Genomic DNA, 13,998 nt, shown 5'->3' with positions numbered 1-13,998 from the left:
GCAGCGACCGTATGCGGGCGTTGCGAGGCGCGATGCGCCCCTGCCCGGTCGGGATGGGTCAGGGCCGCCGCCACGGCCTGTCGAGGACGAGTCGCGGGCCCGGTCGGCCCGGTGGTGCCGCGCTCAGGCGTTCGCGACCCGCTGCGGTGCCGAGCTCGAGCCGGCGAGCGGCAGCGACACCCGGAACGTCGCGCCGCCGCCCGGCGTCTCGACCACGTCGACGTGGCCGTTGTGCGCGGAGACGATGGACGACACGATCGCGAGTCCCAGGCCGGACCCGCCCGTCTCGCGCGTGCGCGAGGTGTCGGCGCGCCAGAACCGCTGGAAGATCTTCTCGCGGATCTGGGGCGGGATGCCCTCGCCGTGGTCCACGATCTCGAGCAGCGCCCGCTCGGCGTCGTCGTCGACCGACACGCGGATCTCGATCGGGCCCTCGACCGGCGTGAACCGGATCGCGTTGCCCATCAGGTTGGTGATGACCTGGCGGATCTTGTTCTCCTCGGCGAGCACGATCGCCCGGCGCACCGGCACGATCTCCGCGGGCGCAGCGGCTGCGGCCGATCTCGCACTCCGGGCCGAACCGGCCGCCCCGGCATCGCCGACCGCGGCCGTCGCCAGGCCGGCATCCGCCGCCGCGGTGCCCCGCGCCGATCCGCCGCGACCGGACCGCGCCGTCGTCGCACCTCGCCCGCCGCGGCGACCCGACCGGGACGGGGCGCCGTTCTCCTCGCCCGGTTCGCCGGCGCGGCGGCCGCGCAGTCGGGCGAGGGTGGCGCCGGCGAAGGCCATCGGGCCGGTCGATCGCGCGGATCCCGAGTCGAGGTCGACCTCGACGTCGACCGGGACGGCCTCGGTCGAACCGGTGGCGACGGCCTCCGGCGCGATGACGGTCACGGTGCGCCCCGGGTTCGCGGCCATGGCGTCGAGCGCGGCGTCGCGGGCGAGCGGCACCAGGTCGACCTCGGCCAGGTCGAGCGGCTTCGCCTCGTCGAGGCGCGCGAGGGCGAGGAGGTCCTCGACGAGCCCGCCCATCCGGATCGCCTCCTTCTCGATGCGATCCATCGCCTGGGCGACGTCCTCGGGGTTCTGCAGGGCGCCCATGCGGTACAGCTCGGCGTACCCGCGCACCGAGACCAGGGGCGTGCGGAGCTCGTGCGAGGCATCCCCCACGAAGCGCCGCATCTGGTCGATCGTCCGCGCGCGATCCCGGAACGCCCGGTCGATGCGGTTCAGCATGGTGTTGAGCGAGCGGTTGAGTCGCCCGACCTCGGTGTTGGGCGTGGCGCCGCCGAGACGCTGGCTGAAGTCGCCGTCGGCGATGGCGGCCGCCGTGGCCTCGACCTCGCGCAGCGGGGTGAAGGTCGTCGTGACGAGCATCCGCGTCAGGAGCGCGCCGACGAGCACCACGCCGATGCCGAAGCCGAGGAAGATCGTGAGGTATGCGGCGAGCAGCCGCTCGGTGTCCTGCGACGAGATCGCGATGAGGATCGGCGCGAGGTTGCCCTGGTCGTCGGCGTACATGACCGCGTACACGCCCCGGAAGGTGAGGTCGCCGTTGGCGTCGGGGAGCGAGAAGACGCGGTAGCCCCCACCGGCGTTCTGCGCGTAGACGTCGGCCTGCGACAGCTGCTTGGGGATGAGCGGGAACACGCCGGGGTCGCGCATGCCCCAGTTGTGCGTGAGGAACCTGCCGGAATTCGCGTCGTAGACGGCCACGAAGACGTCGTCGGACGCGTTGAAGTCGAACGCGTCGTCGGATCCCGACGCGCCCCCGTCGCCGCGGGTGAGGTACTCGGAGATCCGGCTCGACGCGATCGACTCGAGCTTGGTCTCGAGCTGCGACTCCACGTAGGACCGGAGCATCGCCGCCGTGCCGATTCCGGAGACCAGGAGGCCGAGCGTCAGCATGAGGACGGTGACGCCCGTGATCTTGGTCCGGAGCGAGATCCGGCTCCAACGGTCGGCGAGGGTCTGGTGCATGGCGGGCCGAGTCTACGGATCCTCCCTGTACCGGGCCTGTACTACGACTTCGACTTCAGCATGTACCCGAAGCCGCGCTTGGTCTGGATGAGCGGCTCGGACGAGTGCTGGTCGAGCTTGCGACGCAGGTACGAGATGTAGCTCTCGACGATGCCGGCATCGCCGTTGAAGTCGTACTCCCACACGTGGTCGAGGATCTGCGCCTTGGACAGCACGCGGTTGGGGTTCAGCATCAGGTAGCGCAGCAGCTTGAACTCGGTGGGGGAGAGTTCGACGGGCGTGTCGCCGACGAGCACCTCGTGCGTGTCCTGGTCCATGGTGAGCTCGCCGGTGCGGATCACCGCGTCCTCCTCGGCGTGCATCGTGCGCCGGAGGATGGCGCGGATGCGCGCGACGATCTCGTCGAGGCTGAACGGCTTGGTCACGTAGTCGTCGCCGCCGACCGTGAGGCCGGTGATCTTGTCCTCGGTGTCGTCCTTGGCCGTGAGGAAGAGGATCGGCGCCGTGTACCCGGCCGATCGCAGTCGCTTGGTGACGCCGAAGCCGTTCATGTCGGGCAGCATGACGTCGAGGATGATCAGGTCGGGCTCCTCCTCGAGCACGGCCGAGATGGTCTGCGCGCCGTTCGCCACCGCGCGCACCGCGAAGCCAGCGAAGCGGAGGCTCGTCGTCAGCAGGTCGCGGATGTTGGGCTCGTCGTCGACGATGAGGATGCGTGGTCCGTCGCTCATGCAACGATTCTGCTGCGCGTGGGCTGGAACTTGGCTGGGAATTGCTCGAACGCCGTGCGAGCAGACGCCATGAGCCTTCGACGCCCGACGGCGACCGTGCAAGACTCGCCGCATGGCACGCGAACGAGTGGTGGTCGTCGGTGGTGGCCTGACCGCGGCGCGAGCGGTCGAGTCCCTGCGCGAGCACGGCGTCGACGACGAGGTCGTGGTCGTCACCGAGGAACGGCGCCGCCCGTACGAGCGGCCGCCGCTCTCGAAGGGCTACCTCGCGGGCGACGAGCCTTCGAGTGCGATCTACCCCTCGGATGCCGCGTGGTACCGCGACCACGACGTCGACCTGCGCCTCGGCGTGCGGGCCACCGCGCTCGACCCCGTCGCGCGCACGCTGACGACCGACGCGGGGGAGCTCGCGTGGGACCGGCTGCTCCTCGCGACCGGCGCGTCCCCCCGGCGGTTCGAGGGGCCCGGTGCGGGCCTCCGCGGCATCCACGTGCTGCGATCGCTGCCCGACGCCACACGCCTCCGGACCGCACTCCGCGCGGGCGACCGGCGCGTCGTGGTGATCGGCTCAGGCTGGATCGGGCTGGAGGTCGCGGCCGCGGCACGCGGGTACGGCGACGCCGTCACCGTACTGGGCCGGACGGAGGCGCCGCTCGTCGGCGCCGTCGGCCGCGAGCTGGGCGGCATGTTCACCGACCTGCACCGCGAGCACGGCGTCGACGTCCGGACCGGTGTCGCGGTCGCGTCGATCGAGGGTGAGCGGGGTCGGGTGCGCGCCGTCGTCCTGTCCACGGGGGAGGAGGTTCCGGCCGATGTCGTCGTCGTCGGCATCGGGGCGACGCCGAACGTCGGGCTCGCGGCATCCGCTCGCCTCACGGTCGACGACGGCATCGCGACGGATGCCGCGTTCCGGACGAGTGCCGACGGGATCTACGCCGCGGGCGACGTCGCGAACGTCTTCAATCCCACGCTCGGGCACCGGCTGCGCGTCGAGCACTGGGCGAACGCCGAGGCGAGCGGGCGCGCGGTGGGGCGCGTGCTCGCGGGCCAGGAACTGGAGTACGACGAGATCCCGTACTTCTACACCGACCAGTACGACCTCGGCATGGAGTACTCGGGGTACGGCGAGCTCGCCGACCGGGGCGAACTCGTCGTGCGTGGCGATCTCGCCGCGCGCGAGTGCATCGCGTTCTGGCTCCTCGACGGGCGGGTCGTGGCCGGCATGAACGTGAACGTGTGGGACGTGAACGACGAGGTGCAGCGGCTCATCCGTTCGGGGGCGGCCGTCGATCCGGCCCGACTCGCCGACGCCGAGGTGCCGCTCGCCGAGATCGGCGTCGACGCGTGAACGCCGCGATCCGGCGCATCGGACCACGCGAGTTCGACTTCGCCAGGCAGGTCGCGGTGATGGCGATCGTGAACCGCACGCCCGACTCGTTCTACGACCGCGGGGCGACCTTCGCGTTCGACCGGGCCGTCGAGGCCGCGCGGGCGGCCGTGGCCGACGGCGCCGACTGGGTCGACGTCGGAGGCGCGAAGTTCGCGCCCGGCCCGCCGATCCCGGTCGACGAGGAGGCGGAGCGCGTCGTCCCGGTCGTCGCGGCGCTCGCCGGATCGGGCGCCGTCGTCTCGGTCGACACCTTCCACCCCGAGGTGGCGCGGCGGGCGATCGAGGCCGGCGCGCACGTGATCAACGACACGACCGGCATCCACGACCCCGCCATGGCCGACGTCGTCGCCGACAGCGACGCCACGATCGTGATCACGCACAGCCTGGCCGCGCCGCGAACGCCGCACCCGATGCCGCACTACGGCGACGTCGTCGCGGAGGTCGCCGCGTTCCTGCGCGAGCGCATCGACCTCGCCCGGTCTCGCGGCGTCCCAGACGGGCGGATCGTCATCGATCCCGGGCACGACCTGAACAAGAACACGCTGCACTCGCTCGAGCTGACGCGGCGACTCGGCGAGATCGCCGAGGTCGGGCCGCCGCTGCTCGTCGCGCTCTCCAACAAGGACTTCGTCGGCGAGAGCCTGGGCCGGCGCGACCGGCGCGACCGGCTCGCGGGCTCCCTCGCCGCGGCGGTCTACTGCATCGATCGCGGTGCGCGGATCGTCCGGGTGCACAACGTGCGCGAGACGGTCGACGCGGTCCGGATGGTCGAGGCGATCGAGGGATGGCGCGAGCCGGTGTTCCTCGAGCACAACCTGCGGCCGGGCGGCGAGCCGTGAGCCCCGGGATCACGTCGTCGGATCGCGGGCCGTTCGACGCCGATCGGATGCACGCCGCGTACGCGGTCGACGTCGTCGATTCGGGCGGAGGGCCCGACGCCGTGTTCTGCCGCGTGAACATGGTCGAGAGCCTCGACGGCGCGGCGACGATCGGCGGCCGCAGCGGCGGGCTCGGCGACGCCGAGGACCAGCGACTGATGTCCGTCCTGCGCTCGCACGCCGACGTCGTGCTCGTCGGGTCGGGCACGGTGCGCGCCGAGGGCTACGGCGGCGCGGCCGTCGTCGAGGCGGATGCCGCATGGCGGGCCGCGCGCGGACGGGAACCGCAGCCGCGCTTCGCGGTCGTGTCGTCGCGGCTCGACCTCGAGCCGACGCATCCGTTCTTCGTCGAGTCGACGACCCGCCCGATCGTCGTCACGGGGGAGGCCGCGCCGCCCGACCGGCGCGACGCGCTCGCCCGCGTCGCCGACGTCATCGTCGCGGGAGGCCGCCGAGTCCACCTCGCCGAGGCGATGGCGGAACTGGGGCGGCGGGGCCTGCGCTCGATCCTCTCGGAGGGCGGCCCCGGCCTGCTCGGCGCCCTCGCCGAGTCCGACCTCGTCGACGAGCTGTGCGTGACGCTCAGCCCGGTGCTGGTCGGCGGCACGGCGCCGCGCATCTCGCGTTCGGCGGAGGAGCGCCCGCGAGGGATGCGACTGGTGCACGCGATCCCGGGCGAGCGGATGCTCTTCCTGCGCTACGCGCGGGGCTGAGCGCGACGCACCCGGCGCGTTGACACCGCCCGCGGGCGCCGCCTAGCCTCTGCGTGCGGCGCGATCCGCCGCACCTTCGACGAGGAGAGGTGATGGGGTGAGCGTCGACGCCGCCGACCGGACTCGACCGGAGCCGCGCCCCGACGTGGCGCAGCGCGTGAACGTCTGGGCGGCGCCCGCATTCTGGTGGCGCGTCGCGATCGTGCTCGTCGTGCTCTGGGGGCTCGTCGCCGGCGAGCGGCGCCTGGCCTACTTCACCACGCAGAGCAACGTCATCGTCTTCGCCTACTTCGCCGGCACGCTGTACTGGATGCTGCGCCGGGGAACGGCGGCGGCCCCTGCGCCGGTGCTCCGCGGCGGGGTCACGACGTGGATCCTCACCACGATGGTCGTCTCGCACGTCCTGCTGAACCATTTCGAGAACCCGATCCCCGGTCTCGTCGTCGCAGACCCGACCGATCAGCTCGCGAATCGCGCGATCTTCGCGATGCACTACGTCGTCCCCGTCATGGTCCTCGTCGACTGGGTCGCGTTCGGGCCGCACCGCGTGGTGCGGTGGCGGGATGCCGCGTGGTGGCTGCTGTACCCCGCCGCGTACGGGCTCGTCTTCCTCTGGCGTGCCCTCGCCCTGCCCGAGGTCCCCGACCGGTTCCCGTACCCGTTCCTCGACACCGATGCCCTCGGCGCCCTCGGGTCCCTCCTCGAGATGCTGCGCGTGGTCGCCTACATCGCCGTGCTGGGGCTCGTCGTCATGGCGCTCGACCGGCTCTCCTGGTGGGTCGGCGTTCGGCTCGGGCGCGTGCGGCACGGGCAGGGCCCCGGGGCATCCGCCTGATCTCGACTCAGGCGGCCTCGAGGGCGTGCGCGTCGAGGATCGTGTAGCTGTAGCCCTGCTCCGCGAGGAACCGCTGGCGGTTCAGCGCGAAGTCCTGGTCGACCGTGTCGCGCGCGACCAGCGTGTAGAAGTTCGCCGAGAGTCCCGACTCCTTCGGGCGGAGCAGCCGGCCGAGGCGCTGGGCCTCCTCCTGCCGGGAGCCGAACGAGCCCGACACCTGGATCGCGACCGTGGCCTCGGGGAGGTCGACCGAGAAGTTGGCGACCTTCGACACCACCAGCACCGGTGTCCGGCCGTCGCGGAACTCCTGGAAGAGCCGCTCGCGCTCGTCGACGGGCGTGGCGCCGGTCAGCTGCGGCGCGCCGAGCGTCTCGGCGAGCTCGTCGATCTGGTCGAGGTACTGGCCGATGACGAGGATCCGCTCGCCGGAGTGCCTGGCCACGAGCTCCTTGACGACCCCGAGCTTCGCAGGCGCGGTCGCGGCGAGCCGGTAGCGCTCGTCGTCGGCGGATGCCGCGTAGGCGAGCCGCTCGGACTGCGGCAGGTCGATGCGCACCTCGTAGCAGGCGGCGGGCGAGATGAAGCCCTGCGCCTCGATCTCCTTCCACGGGGCGTCGAACCGCTTGGGCCCGATGAGCGAGAAGACGTCGCCCTCGCGGCCGTCCTCGCGCACGAGCGTCGCGGTGAGCCCCAGCCGGCGGCGGGCCTGCAGTTCGGCGGTGAGCTTGAACACGGGCGCGGGCAGCAGGTGCACCTCGTCGTACACGACGAGGCCCCAGTCGAGCGCGTCGAGGAGCGCGAGGTGCGCGTACTCGCCCTTCCGCTTCGCGGTGAGGATCTGGTACGTCGCGATCGTGACCGGCTTGACCTCCTTGGTCTGGCCGGAGTACTCGCCGATCTCCTCGGCCGTGAGGCTCGTGCGGCGCAGCAGTTCGTCGCGCCACTGGCGCGCCGACACCGTGTTCGTCACGAGGATGAGCGTGGTGGTCTTCGCCGTGGCCATCGCCCCGGCGCCGACGAGCGTCTTGCCCGCACCGCAGGGGAGTACGACCACGCCCGAACCGCCCTCGAAGAAGTTGTCGACCGCCTTCTGCTGGTAGTCGCGCAGGTGCCAGCCGTCCTGTTCGAGGTCGATCTCGTGCGGCGTGCCCGGCGTGTAGCCCGCGAGGTCCTCGGCCGGCCAGCCGAGCTTCACGAGCTCCTGCTTGAGCGCACCGCGCGCCCACGCCTCGACGAGGAAGCTGGTGTCGTCGATGCGCTCGGTGAGCAGCGGGGCGACGCGCTTCGCGCCCGCGACCTCGGTGAGCACAGCGAGGTCGTCGCTGCGGAGCCGGAGTGCGCCGTCGTCGGTGCGATCGACCACGAGGCGGCCGTACCGGTCGACGGTCTCGCGCATGTCGACGGCGACCGTCTGCGGCACGGGGAACTTCGCGTAGCGCTCGAGCGTGCCCAGCATGTCGTCGGCCGTGTGCCCCGCGGCGCGTGCGTTCCACAGGCCCAGCCGCGTGATGCGGTACGTGTGGATGTGCTCGGGCGCGCGCTCGAGCTCGGCGAAGATGGCGAGGTCGTGGCGCGCATCCTCGGCGAGCGGGTTCGCCACCTCGAGGAGCACGGTGCGATCGCTCTGGACGATCAGGGGGCCGTCTGACATAGCGGACCAGTCTATCCGGGTTTCCGGAGGGCAGGTCCGAGGACGACCGGATGTCTCGGCGCGGGTCGTCCCGCGCGGATCGGCCGGAGCGCTCAGCTCCCCGCGGGCGCGGGGGCGACCGCGGCGATCGCGGAGATCGGCAGCGTGCGCTCGATGTCGGACTTGCGATCCCGTGCCCGCAGCCGGCCGTTCGCGACGCTGGCCGGCGCGAGGAGGTAGTCGGCGGTGTCGCCGCCCGGCATCCGCACGGTGACCGTCAGCGTCTCCTTCGCGCGCGCCGCCGCCTCGAGCTGCCTCGCGAGCCAGGCCTGCTCGGTGCCCCCCTCGGCGGCTGCCTCGGCGAGCCGGTCGAGCAGGGCCTCGACGGGGTCCGTGCGCGGTGCGGGCGTCGGTGCGTGCCCGACGTGGTGGCGACGGAGGCGGACGATCCTTCCCTCCGCGTCCTCGGCGGCGACCGGGTAGCGTGCGTCGCTCAGGCCCCAGAACACCACCTCGGGTGGGAATCGCGACAACAGGCGGTTCGCGCCGTCCTGCCGGAGCCCGAGCGACGAGAGGGACTGGTCGACGAGGAGCGTGCCGATGAGCTGCGGATCGTCGGACCGCACCGAGGCGCGGGCGGGCGCCTCGGACGGGTCGGCCGCACCGACGCGGACGGCGCCGAATCGCGTCGCCGATTCGCTCAGGAGGTAGGCGAGCGGCTGGGGGATCCCGGTCAGCGAGATCCCCTCGAGGAAGCCCCGGATCGCCTGCTCGCTGTCGCCGGCGGCGAGGGCGCGGTTGACGGATGCCGCGGTCACGCGGTAGCTCGACGCGAGGTCGCGGCCCTCGACCTCGGCGAACGCGCGCAACCGGGCGTCGAGGGAGGGTTCGAGCGGGCCGGGCGAGACGATCGTGAGGTCGTGCTGGACGTAGACCTTGTCGACCTGCGCCGGGAAGTGGCGCGCGAGGCGCTCGGCGGCGCCGCCCACGTCGCCCGAGAGCACGAGCGACGCCGTCTCGAGCGGCTCCCCGGCCACGGCGAGGCCCAGTGCCTCGGCATCCTCCAGCAGCCGGTCCATGCCGTCGCGCAGCCAGGCGCCGCCGCCGGGGTAGTACCAGGCGACGTCGTCCCTGATCGAGGCGGAGCTGAGTGCCTCGCTGCGGCGCACGACCAGGTCGCGCAGCGGCGCCGGGATGCGGGCGCGCCAGGCCTCGGCGAGCCGGGACCACCGAGCGCCCGTCCCGAGCATGATCCACTCGGCGCCGGCGTCGGACTCGAGCCAGACCGGGCCGTCGCGGACGATCAGGCCCGCCTCGATCGCGCGGCGCACGAGCCGCGGGAACTCGTCGAGCTCGACGGCAGCGGCTTCGGCGAGGCGCTTCGCGTCGGGCAGCGCGAAGCCGCCCTTCGCGAGCTCGCGAGCGGGCTGCACGGCGAGCCCCGAAAGCAGCTCGGCGGTCGCGGCGACGGTGCCGTGCGCGGTCTCGGCGGCGCGTCGGTCGAGCAGGCCGGTGTCGGGGCGGTCGCCCGGCACGGCGACCGGCGGCGCGTGCCCCGCGAGCGACTCGAGGCTCGGCAGGTCGTCGTCGAGCCTGGAGCCGAGGCGGGCGGCGATCTCGATCGGCACGTGAATCCGGTCTCCGTCGCGGAGCAGCAGGAGCCTCGACTCGAGGCGCTCCAGCACCGCGGCCGGGTCGCCGGCCAGGGCGTCGCCGAGCTCGTCGGCGCCGAGTCCGCGCAGTTCGTCGGCCACGCGGTCGAGGTCGGTCCATCCCGCCTCGTCGGAGGTCGCCGCCGCTGCGGCGAGGACGGCGAGCGACGGGCGCTCGAGCCGGTCGACCGCGTGGTCGATGGAGTCGGACGCGGTCAGCGCCTCGGCGAGGTCGAAGAGGTCGCGGACGCTCGAGTGATCGAGCTCGCGCGCCGCCAGCGCGGCCGCGAGTCGCTCGCGCGGAATCGCGCGGAGGCTCGCGGCGAGCACCAGCATGGCCGTCAGTCCGTGCCCTGCCGGGACTCCCGCGACCGACGCACGCCGTTGACGATGAGCAACGCGACCAGGAGGACGAAGCCGATGGGCAGCCCGATGAGCGGCAGGACCAGGACGAACGGCCAGATGCCCTCGCTGAAGCCGTCGTCGGCGCCGACCCCGGAGAGCGTGCCGATCATGACCGCGAAGAACGCGATGATCGAGAGGCCGACGGTCGCGGCGACCATGTAGGCGAGGATGCGCTCGAGACGATGGTCGGTGATCGGGCCCTGATTGCTCACGCTCCCAGAATAGGCCCCCCGGCCGTCCCGGGGCATGCCGGACCGTAGACTGGGGGCCGACGTCGCCGCGGTTCCCGGCGCGCCCACCGAGACAGCGGGAGTTCCATCGATGCCCACCGGCAAGGTCAAGTTCTACGACGAGGAGAAGGGGTTCGGCTTCATCCACGGCGATGACGGCCAGGAGGTCTTCCTCCACGCCTCTGCGCTTCCCGCCGGCGCGACCGTGCGCTCGGGCACCCGCCTGGAGTTCGGGATCGCCCAGGGCAAGCGCGGCGCGCAGGCGCTCTCGGTGCGCGTCCTCGACGCGCCCCCCAGCCTCGCCAGGATGCACCGCAAGCCCGCCGACGACATGGCGGTCATCGTCGAGGACCTCGTCAAGGTCCTCGACGGCATCGGCGCCAACCTGAAGCGCGGGCGGTACCCCGACAACGCGCACAGCCGCAAGATCGCGGCGCTCCTTCGCAAGGTCGCGGACGAGCTGGATGCCTGACCTGGAATCCGCCGGCGCGGCGATCGAGGCATCCGACGGCGCGGGCATCGTGGCGGAGCCGGCGCCGATCGTCGCCGACGAGGTGCTCCTCGCCGCGGTCGACCTGGCGCGCGGCGCGCTGCTCGAGGTCACGCCGGCGCAGTCGGTCGGCTCCGTGGTCGGCCACGTCGCCGACGGCGAGCACGTGCTCTCGCTGCACTTCGCCGCCGACCTGCCGGGCTACCCCGGATGGCACTGGTCCGTCACGCTCGCCCGCGTCGAGGACGCCGACCCGACGGTGCTCGAGACCGAGCTGCTCCCCGGCGAGCAGGCGCTCCTCGCCCCCGAGTGGGTGCCGTGGTCGGAGCGGCTCGCCGAGTACCGCGCGTCGCAGGCGGCGGCCGCCGCCGAGGCGGAGTCGGGCGACGAGGAGTCGGACGTCGACGACGGGCGCGACGGCGACGATGCGCCCGCCGCCGACGAGGCGGACGGCGACGAGGACGCCGAGGTCGGGGACGAGGTCGATGACGACTTCGGCGACGAGGACGCCGGTGACGACGTCTTCGACGGCATCGACATCGACGCGCTCGACGAGGGCGATGAGGACGCCGAGGACGGCGGGGACGCCGACGAGGAGGGCGCGGACGAGTCGGACTGACGTGTCCGAGCGGTGCTCAGCGCGATTCCGGCCCGCCGGCCGAGGGCGGATGATGTCGCCGACGCAACTGCACGACGACGAGTCCGACGATCCCGAGCACGACGCCGATCGCGGCCGCGATCGTGAACCAGCCGAACCCGGCATCCGCGAGTGCGCCCGAGAACGTCAGGGCGAGGACCAGTGCGACGACCCATCCGATGGTTCCGGCGAGCAGTGCCTTGCGTGCGTCGGCCCTGACCGGCTCGGGGTCGGGACGCCGCTCGGACTCGGACAGCCACAGCCGCATGGCCGTCACCCTATCCGTCCTGCGCGAGCACCCAGTCCAGCGACGCGGTGAGAGCGCGCACGTCGTCGGGCTCGATCGCGGTGAACGTCGCGACGCGGAGCTGGTTGCGCCCGAGCTTGCGGTACGGCTCGGTGTCGACGATGCCGTTGGCCCGCAGCGTCCTCGCGAGGGCCGCGGCGTCCGTCGACTCGTCGAAGTCGATCGTGACGACCACCTGCGAGCGATGCCCGGGGTCGGCCACGAACGGCTGCGCCGCACCGGTCCGTGCGGCCCAGTCGTACAGGATGCCGGAGGACTCGCGCGTGCGCGCGTCGGCCCAGGCGAGTCCGCCGGACGCATTCATCCACTCGAGCTGGCTCTCGAGGAGCAGCAGGGTGGCGAGGGCGGGCGTGTTGAGCGTCTGGTCGAGCCGTGAGTTGTCGACGGCGTTCTTCAGCGACAGGAAGTCCGGGATGTACCGGCCGGAGGCCGCCACGCGCTCGACGCGCTCGATCGCCGCGGGCGACATGATCGCGAACCAGAGCCCGCCGTCGGAGGCGAAGTTCTTCTGCGGAGCGAAGTAGAGGACGTCGAACTCCGCCGGGTCGGCGAGGGCGCCGCCTGCGGCGCTCGTCGCGTCGATCACGGTGAGCGCGCCCGGGTCGCCGTCGACCCGGCGGACGGGCGCCTGGACGCCGGTCGAGGTCTCGTTCTGCGGCCAGCCGTAGACGTCGACGCCCTCGACCGCCTCGGCATCGACCCGGGACCCGGGCTCGGCCGTGCGGACGTCGGGCGCCTCGAGCCACGGCGCGGCGGCGGCCTTGGCGAACTTCGCGCCGAACTCGCCGAACGAGCAGAGCTGCGCGCGTCGCTCGATGAGGCCGAACGCCGCGGCATCCCAGAACGCGGTCGAGCCGCCGTTGCCCAGGACGACCTCGTAGCCCTCGGGGAGCGAGTAGAGGTCGGCGATGCCCCGTCGGACCCGGCCGACGAGCTGCTTGACCGGCGCCTGCCGGTGCGAGGTCCCGAGCAGGCTCGGGCCGACCTCGGCGAGGTGGGCGAGCTGCTCGGCGCGCACCTTCGACGGGCCGCAGCCGAAACGGCCGTCGGCGGGCAGGAGCGACGAGGGGATCACGAGCTCAGGCATGGTCCGATCTTAGGCGCGGCGCATTCGCCATGGCGGCGGATGACGCGGACCGCGACGTTCGTCGCGTCCACCCCGGCAGGTCGGCAGCATGTCGCCCGCGGCCAGTAGTCTGTTCTGATGCACGAGGCGCCCGACGGCCGAGGGGGAGCGAATTGACCGACCTCATCGACACGACCGAGATGTACCTGCGCACCATCCTCGACCTCGAGGAGGAGGGCATCGTGCCGCTCCGTGCCCGCATCTCGGAGCGCCTCGGACACTCCGGGCCCACCGTGTCGCAGACGGTCGCCCGGATGGAGCGCGACGGGCTCGTCGTCGTCTCGGGCGACCGCCACCTCGAGCTCACGACCGACGGCCGCCAGAAGGCGGTCCACGTGATGCGCAAGCACCGCCTCGCCGAACGCCTGCTCGCCGACGTGATCGGACTCGACTGGGAGTACGTCCACGAGGAGGCGTGCCGCTGGGAGCACGTGATGAGCGAGCACGTCGAGCGCCGCCTCGTCGAGATCCTCGGCCAGCCGACCCACTCGCCCTACGGCAACCCGATCCCCGGGCTCGAGGAACTCGGCGTCGAGCCCGCTGCGCCCTTCATGCAGGGCGTGCGCAACGTGCTGACGGCCCTCGACGAGGGCGGTGGCGAGGCGGAGGGCGTCATCCGTCGGCTCGCCGAGCCCGCGCAGTTCGAGCCCGAGCTGCTCGGTCGGCTGAAGGCAGCCGGCGTCCTGCCCGGAACCCGGGTGTCGCTCCGGCGCGACGGTGCGGCCGTGGTGGTCTCGGTCGAGGGTCGCGACGACGCGCTCGAGCTCCCGGCGGACCTCGCCGGCCACCTCTTCATCGGGGACTGATCCCGGGGCCGGGCACGCGACCGGAGCGTGCCGTCGCCGATGAGTCCGTATCCCTCCGTCGCCGAGGTCGCGGAGCGCGGATTCCGGCGCACCGTGACCGAAATGTGACAATCGACGACCTCTCGCGTATCCTCGATCGAGTCCGCCGGCGACAAGCCAGCCGGAGGAACAGGGTCGAGACGCCTCCC

Annotated in this window: 14 protein-coding genes; 7 read left to right on the top strand and 7 right to left on the bottom strand. The window is 72.7% G+C overall.

Annotated features, from left to right (window positions below; translation table 11 throughout):
• Positions 1-123: 123 nt before the first annotated feature.
• Both ABME02_RS16325 and ABME02_RS16320 read right to left on the bottom strand, forming a co-directional pair.
• Complete coding sequence (locus tag ABME02_RS16325; protein WP_353816399.1) at positions 124-1,980, bottom strand: sensor histidine kinase; 1,857 nt, start codon at positions 1,978-1,980, stop codon at positions 124-126.
• Positions 1,981-2,021: 41 nt separating this feature from the next.
• The gene (locus tag ABME02_RS16320) at positions 2,022-2,711 is read right to left on the bottom strand and encodes a response regulator transcription factor (RefSeq protein ID WP_129235187.1); all 690 of its coding nucleotides are present in this window, start codon (positions 2,709-2,711) and stop codon (positions 2,022-2,024) included.
• A gap of 112 nt (positions 2,712-2,823) precedes the next feature.
• On the opposite strand from ABME02_RS16320, the gene ABME02_RS16315 reads away from it, so the two are divergent.
• From ABME02_RS16315 to ABME02_RS16300, 4 genes are all read left to right on the top strand, one after another.
• On the top strand, positions 2,824-4,059 hold the full coding sequence (locus ABME02_RS16315; protein ID WP_353816398.1) for an NAD(P)/FAD-dependent oxidoreductase: 1,236 nt from the start codon (positions 2,824-2,826) through the stop codon (positions 4,057-4,059).
• Between the two features lie 59 nt (positions 4,060-4,118).
• Complete coding sequence (gene folP, locus ABME02_RS16310; protein WP_353816495.1) at positions 4,119-4,940, top strand: dihydropteroate synthase; 822 nt, start codon at positions 4,119-4,121, stop codon at positions 4,938-4,940.
• Positions 4,937-5,692, top strand: coding sequence for a pyrimidine reductase family protein (locus tag ABME02_RS16305; protein WP_353816397.1), 756 nt, complete (start codon positions 4,937-4,939; stop codon positions 5,690-5,692). The genes folP and ABME02_RS16305 overlap by 4 nt, the downstream gene beginning before the upstream one ends.
• A 97-nt stretch (positions 5,693-5,789) precedes the next feature.
• Positions 5,790-6,527 (top strand): Pr6Pr family membrane protein, encoded by a 738-nt coding sequence (locus tag ABME02_RS16300; protein WP_353816396.1) that lies wholly within the window; start codon positions 5,790-5,792, stop codon positions 6,525-6,527.
• Between the two features lie 7 nt (positions 6,528-6,534).
• Here ABME02_RS16300 and ABME02_RS16295 read toward each other — a convergent pair whose 3' ends face one another.
• The 3 genes from ABME02_RS16295 to ABME02_RS16285 form a co-directional block, all read right to left on the bottom strand.
• Complete coding sequence (locus ABME02_RS16295; RefSeq protein ID WP_353816395.1) at positions 6,535-8,178, bottom strand: DNA repair helicase XPB; 1,644 nt, start codon at positions 8,176-8,178, stop codon at positions 6,535-6,537.
• Between the two features lie 92 nt (positions 8,179-8,270).
• On the bottom strand, positions 8,271-10,145 hold the full coding sequence (locus tag ABME02_RS16290) for a helicase-associated domain-containing protein (protein ID WP_353816393.1): 1,875 nt from the start codon (positions 10,143-10,145) through the stop codon (positions 8,271-8,273).
• Positions 10,146-10,150: 5 nt separating this feature from the next.
• Positions 10,151-10,426, bottom strand: a complete 276-nt coding sequence (locus ABME02_RS16285; RefSeq protein WP_353816392.1) for a hypothetical protein — start codon at positions 10,424-10,426, stop codon at positions 10,151-10,153.
• A gap of 109 nt (positions 10,427-10,535) precedes the next feature.
• On the opposite strand from ABME02_RS16285, the gene ABME02_RS16280 reads away from it, so the two are divergent.
• Both ABME02_RS16280 and ABME02_RS16275 read left to right on the top strand, forming a co-directional pair.
• Complete coding sequence (locus ABME02_RS16280) at positions 10,536-10,916, top strand: cold-shock protein (protein WP_353816391.1); 381 nt, start codon at positions 10,536-10,538, stop codon at positions 10,914-10,916.
• Positions 10,909-11,553, top strand: a complete 645-nt coding sequence (locus tag ABME02_RS16275; RefSeq protein ID WP_353816390.1) for a DUF3027 domain-containing protein — start codon at positions 10,909-10,911, stop codon at positions 11,551-11,553. Before ABME02_RS16280 ends, ABME02_RS16275 begins: the two co-directional genes overlap by 8 nt.
• A gap of 16 nt (positions 11,554-11,569) precedes the next feature.
• Here the strand turns inward: ABME02_RS16275 and ABME02_RS16270 are convergent, their stop codons facing one another.
• Both ABME02_RS16270 and serC read right to left on the bottom strand, forming a co-directional pair.
• Entirely contained in the window at positions 11,570-11,839 is a 270-nt protein-coding gene (locus ABME02_RS16270) for a DUF2530 domain-containing protein (protein WP_353816389.1), read from the bottom strand.
• Between the two features lie 10 nt (positions 11,840-11,849).
• Complete coding sequence (serC, locus tag ABME02_RS16265) at positions 11,850-12,965, bottom strand: phosphoserine transaminase (protein ID WP_353816388.1); 1,116 nt, start codon at positions 12,963-12,965, stop codon at positions 11,850-11,852.
• Between the two features lie 152 nt (positions 12,966-13,117).
• On the opposite strand from serC, the gene ABME02_RS16260 reads away from it, so the two are divergent.
• Positions 13,118-13,810 carry an iron-dependent transcriptional repressor DtxR gene (locus ABME02_RS16260; RefSeq protein WP_353816387.1) on the top strand — a complete coding sequence of 231 codons (693 nt, stop codon included), beginning with the start codon at positions 13,118-13,120 and terminating at the stop codon, positions 13,808-13,810.
• The last annotated feature ends 188 nt before the right edge of the window (positions 13,811-13,998 follow it).

Origin of the sequence: Agromyces zhanjiangensis (genome assembly GCF_040496055.1) — a bacterium.
Taxonomy (GTDB): domain Bacteria; phylum Actinomycetota; class Actinomycetes; order Actinomycetales; family Microbacteriaceae; genus Agromyces; species Agromyces zhanjiangensis.
The sequence above is the reverse complement of the archived record's forward strand: the minus strand, read 5'-3'. Positions and strand labels throughout refer to the sequence as shown.